This is a genomic window from Clostridium frigoris (genome assembly GCF_018861865.1).
Taxonomy (GTDB): Bacteria; Bacillota; Clostridia; order Clostridiales; family Clostridiaceae; genus Clostridium_AD; species Clostridium_AD frigoris.
Genome location: NZ_JAHLDV010000006.1, coordinates 70,027 through 86,105, shown reverse-complemented (window position 1 = coordinate 86,105; position 16,079 = coordinate 70,027). Strand labels below are relative to the sequence as shown.

The following is a 16,079-nucleotide window of genomic DNA, read 5'->3' as shown; positions in this document are numbered from 1 at the left end:
AGCCGTTGCAAATGCAGCGGCTCTTTTTAGATTAAATTATCTATTTGGTCGCTGCAGTATTATAATTAGTATTAAGGTAATAATACAATGTATTTCTAAAGGAGGATAAATTTGAAAGAAAAATTAGCTATTTTTGATGTGGATTACACAATAACAAAACGAGAGACTTTATTAGAATTTTACTTTTTTATGCTCAAAAAGAATCCTAGGTATATAAAGTATCTACCCAAAAGTATATTTTCATCCCTTTTTTATGTTTTTAAAATATACGATGCTTCAAAAGCAAAAAAGACTTTTATAAGATTCATAGACGGTATAGAGGAAAATGATATGAAAAAAATTGTGAAAGACTTTTATGAAAAACGTCTAAGTAAAATATTATATAAGGATGCTATAGACACCATAAAAAAAATGAAAAAACAGGGGTATAAAATTTATTTGATTTCTGCATCGGCTGAATTTTATTTAAGTGAATTTTATAATATAAAAGAAGTAGATAAAGTAATAGGAACTCGTTTTATAAAGGAGAATGGATTACATAGAAATCAGATGTTAGGTGAAAATTGTAAGGGTGAAGAAAAGGTGAAAAGACTAAAAGAAGTCTTACTTAAAGAAAATATAGATGTGGATTTTGAAAATTCATGTATGTTTTCTGACTCACTCTCTGATTTACCACTATTTAATTTAGTAGGCCATCCATATTTAATAAATTATAAAAAATTACATGATAAAATTGAAATTTTGAGGTGGAAATAGGATTATTTATAAGATATAACGTATAATTAAAATATAAACATGGAAGATATGACAAATATTAATTGTTATATCTTTAAAATAAGGAGGAAAATTTATATGGATAAATGTACAGAATTATATTTTTTATTTGGGGATGAAATTAAAAGTAGTGAAGAATTTGATAGTTATAGTAGTGATAATGGAAAATCACTATATGAGGTTATAAGAGTAAGCGATGGAATACCAATATTTTTTATGGAACATTTAAGTCGTCTTGAAAATTCTGCCCAAATTATGAAATATAGCCTAACTATTACAAAGAATGAAATTATAGATGGAGTTATTAAATTAATAAAACAGAATAAAGTAAAAGATGGAAATTTAAAATTAGTTATAAATTATAATCCAGATGGTGAAAACCTTTTTAATAATGGATTCAATGAGAAATTTATAGTGTATTTTGTGGAGCATTCATATCCAACAAAAGAGCAATATATAGAGGGCGTAAAAACTATTACTTATCATGGTGAGAGAAGTAATCCTAATGCTAAGGTTATAAATAATGAATTTCGTGAAAATGTAAATGTGGAAATAAAGAATAAAAATGTACATGAAGCAATCTTAGTTGACAATTCTGGATATATTACAGAGGGTAGCAAATCAAATATTTTTATGGTAAAAGGAAATACAGTTGTAACATCTAGAGTTATGAATGTTTTACCTGGAATTACAAGACAATTTATTATAAAAACTTGTGAAAAATTAAATATAAAATTTATAGAGAAAGATGTTTTTGAAAAAGATCTTAAAGCGTATAATGGTTTGTTTATTTCAGGAACATCACCTAAGGTTCTTCCAATACAAAGCGTGGATGGGTTTTCTTTTAATTCATCAAAAAATTCAATAATAAAAGCAATAATGTTGGGATTTGATGAAGAATTAAAAGAGAATAAACAGAAATTTGTAAAGTTTATTTCGAATAGAACGATAAATAAATAAAACATTATGATGCTAGGTATACCAGAGAATGTTATAACATAATTTCTATATAGAAAGAGGTGGTATAAGTGGATGGTGAGTTAGGCTTTCAAAAATTTGAAGGAGCGAGTGTTAAGGAGTGTTTAAAAAATGCAAGTATTGCTTTGGGTGTTTCGAGAGAACTGCTTAAATATTCAATACTTGAGGAAAAAAGAGGTTTATTTAAAAAGCATGTTATAATTTCAATTGATTCTATAGAAGGGCTGACCAATGAAGGTAGTCCTAAGTTAGACAGTGTTAAAAAAGCTGAGATTAAAACAGATATTCCAAGCGGAAATGATGGAACTATAGAAATTAAAAATGGAGAAATCATAATAAAAGATCCTTATGAGGACGGTAAACCGGCTGTAATTTCTAATACTAATACTAATAATATTACACTAACTGTGAATGGAGAAAAAGTCACTTTACGCGCTAATGTGCAAAAAGAAAATATTATAGAAGTATTTCTAACAGAAGATGAAGCTACTCGAAATTTAAATTTAAGTACAAGCGCAGACAATATGGAAGCTTATATTAGCATAAAATATAAGCCTAATATAATCTATAAATTAAAAGATTGCGGGCCTAAAAATTCAGTAGCAATAGAACGTGAAGTAAAAGAAGAAATTATGCCACCCAAATTTACAGGAGTAGAAATTAATAATGAATTATTAAATAATAAAATTAAATATGGTATTTTGAAGATGGTTGTTATAAAATGTTCAAAAGAAGATGAAATTTCCCAGATAATTATTGCAAAGGGGAAGAAAGTAATAAATGCAATAGATGACAGACTAGAAATAAAATATAGCGGCGGTCATAAGGATTATGATAATGATGAGGTTATTGACTACAAAGCTATAGGAACTGTTGAAGGCGTAGAAAAAGGACAGGTTTTAGCTATTCTTAATAAGGGTAAAATTGGAACAGATGGAATGGATATCAAAGGAAAGGTTTTAAAATGTAAAAGATCTAAAATCCTAGTACTCGGGGTAGGAGAAGGCTGTGAACTTACAGATGAATTCACAGTTGCCGCAACTAGAGAAGGTAGACCATCACTTAGGGGAAGTACTTTTTTTGTCTATAAAACTTATGAAGTAAATGGTGATGTAGAATTAAAAACAGGAAATATTCAATTTGTTGGGGATATAGTTATAAATGGAAGTGTACGTGAAGGAATGAAAGTAGAATCAGGTAATTCTATCTTAATTAAAAATAATGTAGCGGAAGCTGAGATTACAGCGTCTGGTGATGTTATGGTTAAGGGTAATGTAATTCATTCAAATATTTCATCTGGAAAAGAAGATGTATTAAATTTAGAATTATTAAATGATATAAAGAGCATGAAAGAAGACATATTAAAATTAATAGATTCTATAAAGCAAGTAAAAGGGATAAACCTTATTAAAAAAAATAATAGTGATGGAGAACTTATTAAAATATTACTTGAAAGTAAATTTAAAAGACTTCCTCAAACTGCCATTAAAGTAGTTAAAAGAATAATTGGAATGGAAAACACGGAAGATGAATTAATGGTTATACTAAAACATAAAATACTAAATCTTGGACCTCTTAATATCGTTGATTTCGAGGAATTAAATGATGTTGTGGCAATTATAGAAAATAAAATTGAAAAATTGGAAATAAATTTAACTCTTCCCGTAGATGTAGTCTTAGACTATTCTCAAGACTCAACAATTAAAAGTTCCGGTAACATTGTTTTTACTGGTAAAGGTGAATACGTTTCTCAATTAGTGGCAAGTGATAGTATAATCTTTAAGCTTGATAAAAGCCTTGCTCGTGGGGGAGTTATAAAAGCGGGTAAAGAAATTAAATGCAAAGTAGTTGGAGGACTAGGTGGGGTATCAACGAAACTTATTGTAGAAAAAAATGGTCATATATGGGCAGATGTTGCTTACCCTAATACTAGATTTATTATAGGAGAAAGAGAATACGTCCTTGATGTTCTCAGTAAAAACATCCATGCATTTATAGATGAGGATAGAGAGTTAGTAGTTGAAAAATTACAAGGTTAGGGGGGGTAAATATGAAGCAGGAAGATGTTAAGGTACTTGTTTTCAGCGTAAATGGTGAACTGTATGCTACGAGTATTTTAGAGGTGGAGCGAATACTCGAATATGAAAATGCAACTAAAGTTCCAGATTCACCACAATTTGTTGAAGGTGTAATAAACTATGGAGATAGTATATTACCAGTTATAACGTTAACAAAAAGATTTAACCTGGAATCATCTGAAATTAGTAAAGATTCTAAAATAATAGTTACAAAGCAAAACGACAGTAAGATAGGTATAATAGTTGATTCTGTGTCAGAAGTTAAAGATGTAGGTAAAGATAATATAGAAGATTCACCATCGATAATTACGGGAATATCTAAAAGATACATTAAAGGACTTATTAAAATCGATGGTAAAATAATTATATATTTAAATATTTTAGCTATATTGACTGATGAAGAAAAAATACAAATATTATAAAATAGGGTGTAATTATGGAATATAATGAGATAAAGGTAGGAATTGCAGATTTAAACGTAGTGTTTTCGCCAGATAAATTAATAACTGTTGGGCTTGGATCTTGTGTGGGTATTGCAATTTTTGATAAATATATAGGAATTGCAGGACTGGCACATATAATGCTTCCAGACAGTAGTCAGTTTAATAAAATAACAAATGAAATAAAGTTTGCTGATTTGGCTATACCTATTTTAGTTACTAATATGATTAGTAAAGGTGCAAAGTTATGTAATATGCGGGCTAAAATAGCAGGTGGAGCGTCAATGTTTAATTTTTCTGATAAAAGTATAATTATGGACATTGGCAATCGAAATAGTATAGCAGTGAAAAGTGCTCTGAAAATTCTATCTATCCCAATAATCGCACAAGACATTGGTGGTAATAAGGGTAGAACTTTGATATTCGATACAACTAATGGTCTACTCTCTATTAGGACTGTAGGAATGGGAACAGTAGAAATTTAGTAAACGGCAGAGGGAGATATATTATGCTTAAAAAGATAAAAGTTTTTGTAGTAGATGATTCAGCATTAATGAGAAAAATAATTTCTGATATGATTAATGCTGAAATGGGAATGGAAGTTATAGGCACAGCAAGAAATGGTGAGGAACTATTATCAAAAATTGAACGCCAGGTACCTGATGTAATAACATTGGACATTGAAATGGCCAAAATGGATGGTATAACGACGCTAAAGAGATTAAAAACAGTTAATAGGAATGTACCAGTAATAATGCTTAGTAGTAGCTCTAAGGCTAGTACAGAGTTAACTATACAATGCCTTGAACTAGGAGCCTTTGATTTTATTGCAAAACCCTCTGGAGCGATATCATTAGATATAAATAAAGTTAAAGATGAATTGATAGCAAAAATAAAGTTAGCTTACAGGCAAAATGAAAGCAGAACTACCATAGACTCTGAAAAAAAAATCAATATAAATAAAGTAGTAGCTCAAAAAAAAATAGAAAGAGTGTTAAAACGAGCAGTACCAAGCATTGAGGCTGTAGTTATTGGAGCATCTACGGGTGGTCCAAAAGCATTATATAAAGTAATAACAGTATTGCCCGATAATATAGGAGTACCTGTTTTAGTAGTGCAACATATGCCAACTGGTTTTACAAAAGCATTTGCGCAGAGGCTCAATTTAAATAGCAAATTAAAAGTTATTGAAGCCTGCGCGGGTGATCTAATTGAAAAAAATGTAGTTTATATTGCGCCTGGTGGATATCATATGGAAGTAGGCAGTGATAAGAGAATACATTTGAATACTGAGCCTACTGTTTGGGGGGTTAGACCTTGCGTAGATAAGCTCTTTATATCAGCTTCGAAGGTTTATGGACCTCGGCTTTTAAGCGTTATACTTACTGGAATGGGACGCGATGGTGCAAAAGGCACCGCAATGATTAAAGACAATGGTGGAATTACTATGGCAGAACATGAATCTACCTGTACCATATATGGAATGCCAAAGGCCGCTTTTGAAACTGGTAAAGTAGATGAAGTTGTACCACTTGAAAATATTGCGCAGGAAATAAATAAGGTTTTAATGGGGAGATGAGCAAACGCTAATGGATTTAATAGATTTTCAGCATTGGGTCTTAAAAGAATATAGCATAGATTTGTCAGCGTATAAATCTAATCAGCTCCACAGACGAATTTTGAGCTTAATGTCAAGAGTGGGAGTTAGTTCTGTAGAAGAGTATATTAGTTTGCTTAAAAAAGATCCTGCTCAAAAACAGAAGTTTTTAGATTTTATAACAATAAATGTAACAGAATTTTTTAGAAATCCTGAAATATTTGATGAACTTTCAAAAAAAATCAAGTCAGAACTCCCATATAATTCAGGACTTAAAATTTGGAGTGCAGCATGTTCTATTGGAGCTGAGCCTTATTCATTAGCTATGATTGTAGATAATTTAAACTCTAGAGGAAATCATAAAATTATAGCTACAGACATTGATAGCACAATACTTCAAAAAGCGAAAAATGGAGAGTATGTTTATTCTGAAGTTAAAAATGTTCCAAAACAATTTATGGATAAATACCTTGTAGTTAACGGGGATAAATATATAATTAGTCCTCAAATTAAAAAAATGGTTGAATTTAAGAAACATGATCTTATTTTAGATAATTTCGATAATAATTTTGATTTAGTAGTGTGCAGAAATGTAGTTATTTATTTTAATCAAGATGTTAAGGACAAAATATATGAAAAAATAGCTAATTCTTTAAAAAAAGGTGGGTTACTATTTGTAGGTGCCACTGAAAGTATATACAATTATAAAGACTATGGATTTGAAAAAGCATCAACATTTATATATAAAAAAATATAAGTTTGATTAGCATTAGGAAATAAAGACAGCCTTATTTTTAAGGCACAGCATTTAGTAATGATAAGTATAGAGGGGGATAAAATGGACACATCACAATATATGTCAATGTTCTTAGAAGAGTCTATGGAAAATTTGCAAACATTGAATGAGTCGCTTCTTGAGCTCGAACAAAACCCAGAAGATATAGATAAGTTAAATGAAATATTTAGGGTAGCTCATACTATAAAGGGAATGGCGGCTACTATGGGTTTTAGTCAAATGGCTGAATTAACTCACAATATGGAAAATATTTTATCTGAATTCCGTGAGGGTAAACTTAAAGTAACAGAAAAAGTAGTAACTGTTCTATTTAGGTGCCTAGATACTTTAGAAAAAATGGTGAATAATATTTCTGAAGACATTTCAGAAGATATATCAATAGATGAAATATTAAAGGATTTACATGAAATGGCTGAAATCGGTGAAAATCCAAAAGTTGAGGAAAAGAAAATTGAAAAGATACCTCAAAAGGCTAGTAACAGTGATATGGGTGAGAGAGTTATTCTCAATGAATATGACATTGATGTTATAAAGCAAGCAAAGGAAAAAATGTATAACGCATTTGATATAAAGATTTTAATAAGTGAAAATACGCTACTAAAAGCAGCTAGGGCATTTCTTATTTTTAAGAGTTTAGAAGAATATGGAGAGATAATAAAATCTGTGCCTGGAGCTGAGGAATTAGAAGATGAAAATTTTGAATTTGAAATAAATTTAATTTATCTAACTAATAAAGAAAAAGCTGAAGTTACTGATATTTTGATGAATATATCTGAAGTAGAAAAGGCTATTGTTGAAGATGTTGATATTAATAGTACTAAAGATATTCTTTCTGATAAATTAGGGGAAGTTAAAGAAATTGAAAAAGCTCCCGAGGTTAAAGTAGAAGCAGTGAAAAGCAAGGTGAAATTAGAAGGTAAAAACAAAGACAATAAAGAAGTTGTAACTCATAAAAAAGCTCATCAATCTGTGAGAGTTGAACTAGATAGATTAGATAAATTTATGAATATGGTATCAGAACTTGTAATTCATAGAACAAGACTAGAGCAAATAAGTAGCGTTCATAAACTAACTGATTTAAATGAAACTTTAGAACAAGTAGCTAGAGCTACGTCTGAGCTTCAAGATTTAGTAATGAAGATTAGAATGTTACCACTTGAAGTAGTATTTAATAGATTTCCAAGGATGATTCGTGATATATCAAAAAAACTTAATAAAGATATGGAACTTGTAATTAAGGGACAAGAGACAGAACTTGATAGGACAGTTATTGATGAAATAGGTGAACCATTACTTCACTTGCTTCGTAATGCAGCAGATCATGGTGTTGAGCCTAGTAGCGTGCGAATTGCTAAGGGAAAAAATCCTGTTGGTACAATTAAGCTTATAGCTTATGCTGAGGGTACTAAAGCAATTATAAAGGTTGAAGATGATGGTGCAGGCCTTGATGTAGAGAGAATAAAGGTAAAAGCAAATGAATCTGGTATTAATACTGAAGGTATGACAGATGCCGATGTAAAAAATTTGATATTTGCACAAGGATTTAGTACTAACGAGAAAGTAACAGATATATCTGGACGTGGAGTGGGCATGGATGTTGTTAAAACTAAAATTGCTGCACTTGGTGGAACTGTAGATGCTATAAGTGAGATTGACAAAGGTACATCTTTTATTATAAGATTACCATTGACACTACAAATAATCCAGGCATTACTAGTAAAAGTAGGTAATGAAACTATGGCTATCTCTCTTGGATATATCGATAGAGTAATAGATTATAAAATTGAACTGATTAAGAAGACTAATAATAAAGAAGTTATTGTATACAATGATAGTGTAATTCCACTTGTAAGAGTAAATGAAAAAATGGAAATAGAGAATATTGAAACTACAAAGAAGTATATTGTTATTGTAAAAGTTGGAGAGAAAACAGTAGGACTTTTAGTGGATTCACTACTAGGACAACAAGAAATTGTAATAAAGCCACTAGGGCAAACATTACGTGGATTAAAAGAATATATAGGAGCAACAATTTTAGGAGATGGACTTGTTACATTGATACTTGATGTTGCTGCTTTAGTTTAAGGAGGACATAATATGGATTATTCTGAGCTTACTACTATGCAGCTTGATGTACTACAAGAAGTGGGAAATATTGGTGCAGGAAATGCAGCTACTGCTTTATCAGAGTTACTAAATGAGAAAGTAGATATGAGCGTGCCAGCAGTAAATATTATTCCATTTGATGATATTTTTTCAAGTATAGACGTGGAAGTAGTAGTAATTGGCGTTGTTGTGAGAGTAATTGGTGATATACCGGGTAATATACTATTTACTTTGGAAAAGGATGTTGCTCTAAGAATTATATCAGGACTTGTAGGGGAAGAGCAGGAGCAAATAACAGAGCTTGGAAACTCAGCACTATGCGAGATTGGAAATATTATTTCGAGTTCTTTTATGAATGCAATAGCAGAACTTACAAAACTTGAGGTTAGGCCTTCGGTGCCAGCAGTAGCACTAGATATGATGGCGGCAATACTCTCAACAACATTTATTGAATCGGGTCAATTTGACGAGTATGTACTTGATTTAGAAACAAACTTTTTACAGGAGAACGAAAAAATAAGAGGGCATTTTTATTATATACCAATGCCCGGATCACTTGAAAAAATATTAAATTCACTAGGTGTAAATTAATTGGAGGTATTATAAAATGGCTAGAGTATTAATTGTTGATGACGCTGCGTTTATGAGAATGATGATAAAAGATATATTGGAAAAAAACGGATTTGAAGTTGTAGGAGAAGCAAGTAATGGACTAAAGGGTGTAGAATTATACAAGGCGGAGAAACCAGATATTGTTACTATGGATATTACTATGCCTGAAATGGATGGAATAGAAGCCGTTAAAGCAATTAGGGCGTTTGATCCAACAGCCAAAGTAATTATGTGTAGCGCAATGGGCCAACAGACTATGGTTATGGATGCAATAAGAGCTGGTGCAAGAGATTTCATAGTTAAGCCATTCCAATCAGATAGAGTACTTGAGGCAATAAAAAAAGTTCTAGGTTAGAGGGGGAGAGTTATGCAAGTAGTTATATTTAAGGTTAATGAGGAACAGTTTGCAGTTGAAGCATCAAGTGTTCAAAGCATTAATGATATGATGGAAATCACAAATGTACCTAAGTCTGCACCCTACATAAAAGGATTAATTAATCTAAGGGGTAATATAATATCTCTTCTAGATATTAATCTCCTTTTAGATATTGAAAAGGGAACAGTAGATCAAGAAAATATTATTATCTTAAATCTAAAAGATGAGTCTGTTGGTGTAACTGTAGACCAAGTTGATGAAGTATTAGAAATTGAACAAAATTTAATTGAAAAGATTGAAACCGATAAAGATAAAGCCTATATTAAAGGAATAATAAACTTTAAGGATAGAATAGTCACATTAATTGATATTACCAAACTTATTGAAAGATAAGAACTTATCGAAAGATAAAATAGTATTTATATTACAGAGGAATGAGGTAAAATTATGGCAGAAGTATTATCACAAAGTGAAATAGATTCACTTCTATCTGCCCTATCTTCTGGGGAAATAGAGCCAGATCAGCTCCCAAATGAAGAAGAAAAGCATAAAGTTAAATTATATGATTTTAAGAGTCCTCAAAAGTTCTCAAAAGATCATTTGAGAACGCTTGAGTTAATTCATGATAATTATGGAAGAATAATATCAAGTTATTTATCTGCACAGCTAAGAAATAATGTAAAGATTAAAATTGAAAGTATTCAGCAAATAACTTATGATGAATTTATTCATTCAATCCCTAACCCTACTATTTTAACTATATTTAAGATGCCACCTTTAAGTGGCTCTATATTATTTGAAACTAATCCTCAATTTTCTTTTCAAGTAATTGATATACTACTAGGAGGAATGGGTAATAGGAAAGTTGCAAATAAAGAGTTTTCTGATATAGATAAGAACATATTACGAAATGTTAATGCAGGACTTATAGCTAACTTGAAACTTGCTTGGGAAGATGTTTTGGACGTAGAACCAGAGATTGAGGCATTAGAAACTAATCCAGCACTTAATCAGACGCTAGCACCAAATGAACCAGTTGCTTTAATTACTTTTTCGGTGGAAATGAGTAATAATACAACATTTATAAATATGTGTATACCTTATTTAAGTATTGAAAAAGTACTTGATAAACTAGTTGTTCAATATTGGTTTAGAGAAAACGATGAAGAAGTTGTAAATGAATCTAGAAATAGATTGAAAAATAGATTGAATATTGTAAGTGTTCCAATGACTGCAGTACTAGGTAGTACTAATATTACAGTGGATGAGTTTCTAAAATTAACTGAAGGTGATGTAATAACTCTTGATAATTCAAGTGATAGCCAAGTTAGTGTATTTGTTGAAGATCGTTTATGCTATACAGGCAAACCTGGTACTATAGGTAAAAACAGGGGAATTGAGGTAATAGATATAATAGATAAGGATGTGGAAAATTATGAGTAACGGCTTTCTTTCACAAGAAGAAATCGACGCTCTCTTAAACGGAGACGGTATGGACTCGACTCCAACTACAGACACTGCAAAAGAAGATACTGCAAAAGCAGAGAGCTCAGCTGAGGGCGTAGATACTAAGAACATAAGTACTAAATCTATAGAATCATTTGAATTAACAGATAGTGAGAAAGATTTGTTAGGTGAGGTTGGAAACATTTCTATGGGCTCAGCATCAACAGCACTTTCAACTATTGTAGGTCAACCAGTTAATATTGCAACACCAGTAGTTACAGTAAGTACACTTAGAGAACTAAGAGGTACATTTGAGGTTCCCAATATTGCCTTAGATGTTAAATTTACAAGTGGTATTTCAGGTGGAAACCTTTTAGTAATTAAGAATACTGATGCAGCGGTTATAGCTAGTTTAATGATGGGTGGAGATGGCAATGTAGAAGGTAAACCAGAGCTATCAGAAATTGAACTTAGCGCAGTATCAGAAGCCATGAATCAAATGATTGGATCTGCTGCAACATCTATGGCAACAATGTTCGCAAGGGAAGTTAATATTTCACCTCCACAATCTAAAATATGGGATGAGAGTACTTCGCCATTAAATGATGACATAGGTGAAAATGAGCAGGTCGTTCAGGTAGCATTTAAAATGACCATAGGTACATTGGTTGATAGTGTTATAATGCAAGTGCTTCCTATAGAAACTGCGAAAAAAATAGTTTCTATTATGATGGGTACCGAAGTGAGTAGTGAGGAACCCAAAGTAGTTGAACCTCAAATTGAAATAAAAACACCAGAGGTCCATGAGGAAAGTGCTCAGACTTCACAATATGAATTAAATAGTGCGAAAGCTGCGCCTGAACCGGAATATTATTCAAAACCAATTGAAAGACAAGAGCCACAAGTAGAGGTTCGTAAAGCAGCTTTTCAGCCTCTAAAAAAAGCACCACTTTATAATAATCCTAGAAACATTGATTTAATATTAGATGTTAAATTAGAAATTTCGGTAGTTCTTGGTAAAACTAAAAAGAACATAAGGGATATTTTAAATCTTGGTACTGGATCTCTAATTGAGCTTGATAAATTAGCAGAAGAGCCAGTAGATATATTAGTAAATGGCAAAAAAGTAGCATACGGCGAAGTTGTAGTTGTAGACGAGAATTTTGGAGTTAGAATTACTAGTATAATTAGTGGAGAAGAAAGAGTTAAAACATTAACAGAATAGAAGTTGAAAAACATATTATTTAAAAAGGAATAAATAAAATTTATTCCTTTTTTGTTTATCATATAAACTTTAAAGAATTCTATACGATAATATAAGTAGATAAGAAAATCGAGGCTTAAATATATAAAAAGCTAGGAGTGAAAAAAATGAAAATAGATGGAGTAAAACCAAATGTGGTTAATTTTTATAAAAAAAATACTGTTAAAGCAGAGGTGAAGGCTACAAAAGCGCCAAAGGACACTATTTCGTTGTCAGCGGAAGGGAAAAGCCTAAGTGCTTTAGCATTAGGTGGTAAATCAGTTAATTCAAGTGAGAAGATAGCAGCTATAAAAAACAAAGTAAATAATGGCACCTACAACATGGATTCAAAATTGGTAGCTAAAAGAATTATTGATAACATGAAGGGGAGAGATATTTAGTTATGATGCAAAAACTAAATGATGTTATGGTAAATGAAACGAAGGCACTCCAAGTTCTTTTATTAGAACTTGATAATCAACACAAAAACATAGTTACTAATGATATATTTGGAATGGAAGCTTGCGTTAACAAAATTAAAGAAGCTAATAAAAACATAGCGCACATGGAAGTGCTACGAAGAAAAATTACCGAGAATAAAGCCATGGGACCAATAATTGATGCAGCGAAAGATCCAGAGCTTGAAAAGAATTTTTATTCAATTAAAAAATTATTACAAGCTGTAGTACTACAAAAGGATACAAACGAGTTACTTATAAGACAAGGACTTAGTTTTACAAATAGAATGTTAAGTGTACTAAATCCAGTACGAGAAGCAAAAACTTACAATGGATATGGTAAAGTAAAAAGATAGTAGGAGGTGAGACAATGTCAGGATTGTTTTCAACGATGAACGTAGGAGTAAGAGGGTTGACTGCTCAACAAGGAGCAATAGATGTAACAAGTCATAATATAGCTAATGCTAATACAGAGGGATATTCAAGGCAAAGGGCACTTATGGAGACCACAAGACCAAGTGATGCAAACCCAGGGCAATTAGGTACTGGTGTACAGATTTCTTCTATATCAAGAATTAGAGATACTTATTTAGATTACCAAGTAAGAGCAGAAAATGGTACTATGGGATTAAATGAGGGTAGAGAGAATGTTTTATCACAAGTTGAAACAGTTTTTAATGGAGTCAGTGATACTGGTGTGTCAACTCTTATTGGAAAGGTATTTTCAGCTTGGAGTGCACTTAATTTAAGTCCAGAGCTTTCAAATACAAGAACTGTAGTTGCACAGCAATCTAAAGCATTAACTGATCAACTAAATAGTACGTATAAACAGTTAATAACAGTAAAGGATGATTGTAAAGCTGTAATAAAGCAGGATGTAGTAGATGTAAACAGTATGCTTGATGAAATAGATAAGTTAAATCAACAAATTAAAGCAGTAAATATTGGTGAAAATGAGCCTAATGATTTATTGGACAAAAGGGACTTACTAGAAGATAAGTTAAGTGCAAAATTTGGTATTACTATTGATAAAAAAACTTATGGAGGAGAAGACCTAAAGGCTACTGATGGTGCTGTCGGTGATTTAACCCTTGTAAAATCTGAGGCAACGGATGATGTTAAGAGATTTTCTTATGTTAGTAGTATAACACCGTCAAAGGATGCAACTGGAGCTGTTATGACCGATGGAACATATGATGTAACTTATTATAAAAATGGCGATATGTCGTCAGACAATAATAAAGTGACTATGACAATGAAGTTAAGTGATAGTGCATATGCAAGTTTAGATCAAGGCAGAGTGCTTGTGGCAGATAAGGAAGGTTATGCTGTAGACAAAGATAGTAAGAGAATTGCTGGAAAGGAATTTATTGGGGGAGATATTGTTGGCACAAATGTTCCGTTGGGTACTGGAACATCTTATCAACTATTTAACCCAACAACAGGAGAATTAAAAGGATACATGTCTGTGCAAGCAGATATAGATAAGTACGTGAATCAATTAAATAATTTAGCTAAAAGTATTGCATTTTCCGTAAATGCGATTCATGGTGATCAAGTTGATGCAGATAAGGTACCCTATAATTTTTTTGTTAACAGTGATGACACTTCAATTAAAGGGGAAACAAAAATTACAGCAGGGAATATTTCAGTTAATTCAGGAATTATTGATGATCCTATGCTTATTAAAGTTGGAACAGGTAGTAACCCGGGCCCAACTGATGGAACTAGGGCATTAGCTATTTCAAAGCTTAAAGATGTTAAGTTTGAAATTCAAGGTATAACGGATACATCAACAAGAACGAATTTTCTTGCTGCAAATGGATTTGTTGATGGAGATCAAACAAAATTACCAACTTTTAATTCTGCCTCAGATGGAATGACTATTGGTAGTTATTTTACAGATACAGTGAATGGGTTAGCTATACAGGTTCAAGATGCATCGCAAAATGTAACGAACCATGAGTTACAACTTTCAAAGTTAGAGGAATCGAGAACGTCTATATCGGGGGTATCATTGGATGAGGAAATGGCTAATTTAATTCAATATCAACATGCTTATGCAGCCAATGCGAAGATTATCTCAACAGTTGATGAACTTCTAGATTTAATTGTTAATGGTTTAAAAAAATAATTAACAAAATTTATACGTGTTTTAATTAAGGGGTGAAGATATGAGAATAACCAATAAGATGCTTTCAAATAATTTTTTGAGAGATAATAAAACAAATTTAAATAATTTAAGTACGCTTCAAACTCAAATGGCTACGGGTAAACAAATACGAAAGGCATCTGATGATCCAGCAAAAGCTTCTAAAATAATGAGAATATATTCAGATATAGACGCAAATAAACAATATAATAGTAATATCAAAAATACAACAACTTGGCTTGATATGACAGATACAGCACTTGGGCAAGTTGGTAATGTAGCCACTAGAATTCAAGAACTTTTAGTATCAGCGGGCGATGCTGGTCATGGAGTAGATGAAAGAGGGGCAATTAAGGATGAAATAAATCAAAAGGTTGGGGAACTTTCTCAAATCCTAAATACAACGTTTGATGGTAAATATATATTTGGAGGAACAAGAGGAGATGTTAAACCGACTGCTGCGATTGAATCTTCTACAAGTAATACTCCATTGACTTTAACAACGGAGATACCTGCAGAGTTAAATCAGATAGGATCTAAACTGTCTGTTGAAGTATCTCAAGGGGTAACGATGGAGTATAATGTGACGGCAACAGAGGTTATAAGCAATGGAGGGGGTACAAATCTTAGTGATTTATTAAATAATATTACTGGTCATCTTGATTCTACAGATGCAACTCAAATCGCTGAGCTGAATGGAGCAGATTTAACTGGAATTCAAGCTGTAATGACAAATGTGCTAAAGTTAAGATCAGAGGTTGGTGCTAAACAAAATAGAATGGATAGTGCTTTAGATAGAAATGAAGACCAAAATACTAATATGACAGAAGTTCTTACGAGCATAGAAGATATAGATATTACGGAAAAGGCTATGGAATATGCTACCATGCAAACTGTGTATACGGCATCTCTCCAAACTAGTGCTAAGGTACTTCAGCCTTCATTACTTGATTATCTATAATATAGAGAATCGACTAATGAGTAGATTTGACAATTGAAAGTTGATTAAAATGATTATTACTA

General features: G+C 31.7%; 17 protein-coding genes. All 17 read left to right on the top strand.

The genetic code is table 11. The features are described from left to right. Nucleotides 1-111: 111 nt before the first annotated feature. The 17 genes from KPL37_RS04810 to flgL all read left to right on the top strand — a co-directional run bounded on the left by KPL37_RS04810 (nt 112) and on the right by flgL (nt 16,017). Nucleotides 112-756, top strand: coding sequence for an HAD-IB family hydrolase (locus KPL37_RS04810; protein WP_246578119.1), 645 nt, complete (start codon nt 112-114; stop codon nt 754-756). Nucleotides 757-852: 96 nt separating this feature from the next. Beyond that, on the top strand, nt 853-1,734 hold the full coding sequence (locus tag KPL37_RS04805; RefSeq protein ID WP_216146280.1) for an aminotransferase class IV: 882 nt from the start codon (nt 853-855) through the stop codon (nt 1,732-1,734). A 68-nt stretch (nt 1,735-1,802) separates the two neighbouring features. Next, nucleotides 1,803-3,791: a flagellar assembly protein A gene (locus KPL37_RS04800; RefSeq protein WP_216146279.1), complete on the top strand. Its 1,989-nt coding sequence runs from the start codon at nt 1,803-1,805 to the stop codon at nt 3,789-3,791. 11 nt (nt 3,792-3,802) lie between these two features. Then, complete coding sequence (locus KPL37_RS04795; RefSeq protein WP_216146278.1) at nt 3,803-4,252, top strand: chemotaxis protein CheW; 450 nt, start codon at nt 3,803-3,805, stop codon at nt 4,250-4,252. Between the two features lie 14 nt (nt 4,253-4,266). Further along, nucleotides 4,267-4,755: a chemotaxis protein CheD gene (locus KPL37_RS04790; RefSeq protein ID WP_216146277.1), complete on the top strand. Its 489-nt coding sequence runs from the start codon at nt 4,267-4,269 to the stop codon at nt 4,753-4,755. Between the two features lie 23 nt (nt 4,756-4,778). Further along, on the top strand, nt 4,779-5,849 hold the full coding sequence (locus KPL37_RS04785) for a protein-glutamate methylesterase/protein-glutamine glutaminase (protein ID WP_216146276.1): 1,071 nt from the start codon (nt 4,779-4,781) through the stop codon (nt 5,847-5,849). A 10-nt stretch (nt 5,850-5,859) separates the two neighbouring features. Beyond that, complete coding sequence (locus tag KPL37_RS04780) at nt 5,860-6,624, top strand: CheR family methyltransferase (protein ID WP_216146275.1); 765 nt, start codon at nt 5,860-5,862, stop codon at nt 6,622-6,624. A gap of 81 nt (nt 6,625-6,705) precedes the next feature. Then, a complete protein-coding gene (locus KPL37_RS04775; protein WP_216146274.1) occupies nt 6,706-8,748 on the top strand; it encodes a chemotaxis protein CheA in 2,043 nt (680 codons plus the stop codon). 12 nt (nt 8,749-8,760) lie between these two features. Beyond that, on the top strand, nt 8,761-9,360 hold the full coding sequence (locus KPL37_RS04770; RefSeq protein WP_216146273.1) for a chemotaxis protein CheC: 600 nt from the start codon (nt 8,761-8,763) through the stop codon (nt 9,358-9,360). A gap of 16 nt (nt 9,361-9,376) precedes the next feature. After that, nucleotides 9,377-9,736, top strand: a complete 360-nt coding sequence (locus KPL37_RS04765; RefSeq protein ID WP_216146272.1) for a response regulator — start codon at nt 9,377-9,379, stop codon at nt 9,734-9,736. A gap of 12 nt (nt 9,737-9,748) precedes the next feature. After that, nucleotides 9,749-10,150, top strand: coding sequence for a chemotaxis protein CheW (locus tag KPL37_RS04760; RefSeq protein WP_216146271.1), 402 nt, complete (start codon nt 9,749-9,751; stop codon nt 10,148-10,150). 54 nt (nt 10,151-10,204) lie between these two features. Further along, complete coding sequence (gene fliM / locus KPL37_RS04755) at nt 10,205-11,200, top strand: flagellar motor switch protein FliM (protein WP_216146270.1); 996 nt, start codon at nt 10,205-10,207, stop codon at nt 11,198-11,200. After that, a complete protein-coding gene (fliY, locus tag KPL37_RS04750; protein WP_216146269.1) occupies nt 11,193-12,428 on the top strand; it encodes a flagellar motor switch phosphatase FliY in 1,236 nt (411 codons plus the stop codon). Before fliM ends, fliY begins: the two co-directional genes overlap by 8 nt. Nucleotides 12,429-12,574: 146 nt before the next feature. Continuing rightward, the gene (gene flgM, locus KPL37_RS04745; protein ID WP_216146268.1) at nt 12,575-12,847 is read left to right on the top strand and encodes a flagellar biosynthesis anti-sigma factor FlgM; all 273 of its coding nucleotides are present in this window, start codon (nt 12,575-12,577) and stop codon (nt 12,845-12,847) included. 2 nt (nt 12,848-12,849) lie between these two features. After that, on the top strand, nt 12,850-13,260 hold the full coding sequence (locus KPL37_RS04740; RefSeq protein WP_216146267.1) for a flagellar protein FlgN: 411 nt from the start codon (nt 12,850-12,852) through the stop codon (nt 13,258-13,260). 14 nt (nt 13,261-13,274) lie between these two features. Then, nucleotides 13,275-15,038, top strand: a complete 1,764-nt coding sequence (flgK, locus tag KPL37_RS04735) for a flagellar hook-associated protein FlgK (protein ID WP_216146266.1) — start codon at nt 13,275-13,277, stop codon at nt 15,036-15,038. Between the two features lie 40 nt (nt 15,039-15,078). Further along, on the top strand, nt 15,079-16,017 hold the full coding sequence (flgL, locus tag KPL37_RS04730) for a flagellar hook-associated protein FlgL (protein WP_216146265.1): 939 nt from the start codon (nt 15,079-15,081) through the stop codon (nt 16,015-16,017). Nucleotides 16,018-16,079 lie beyond the last annotated feature (62 nt).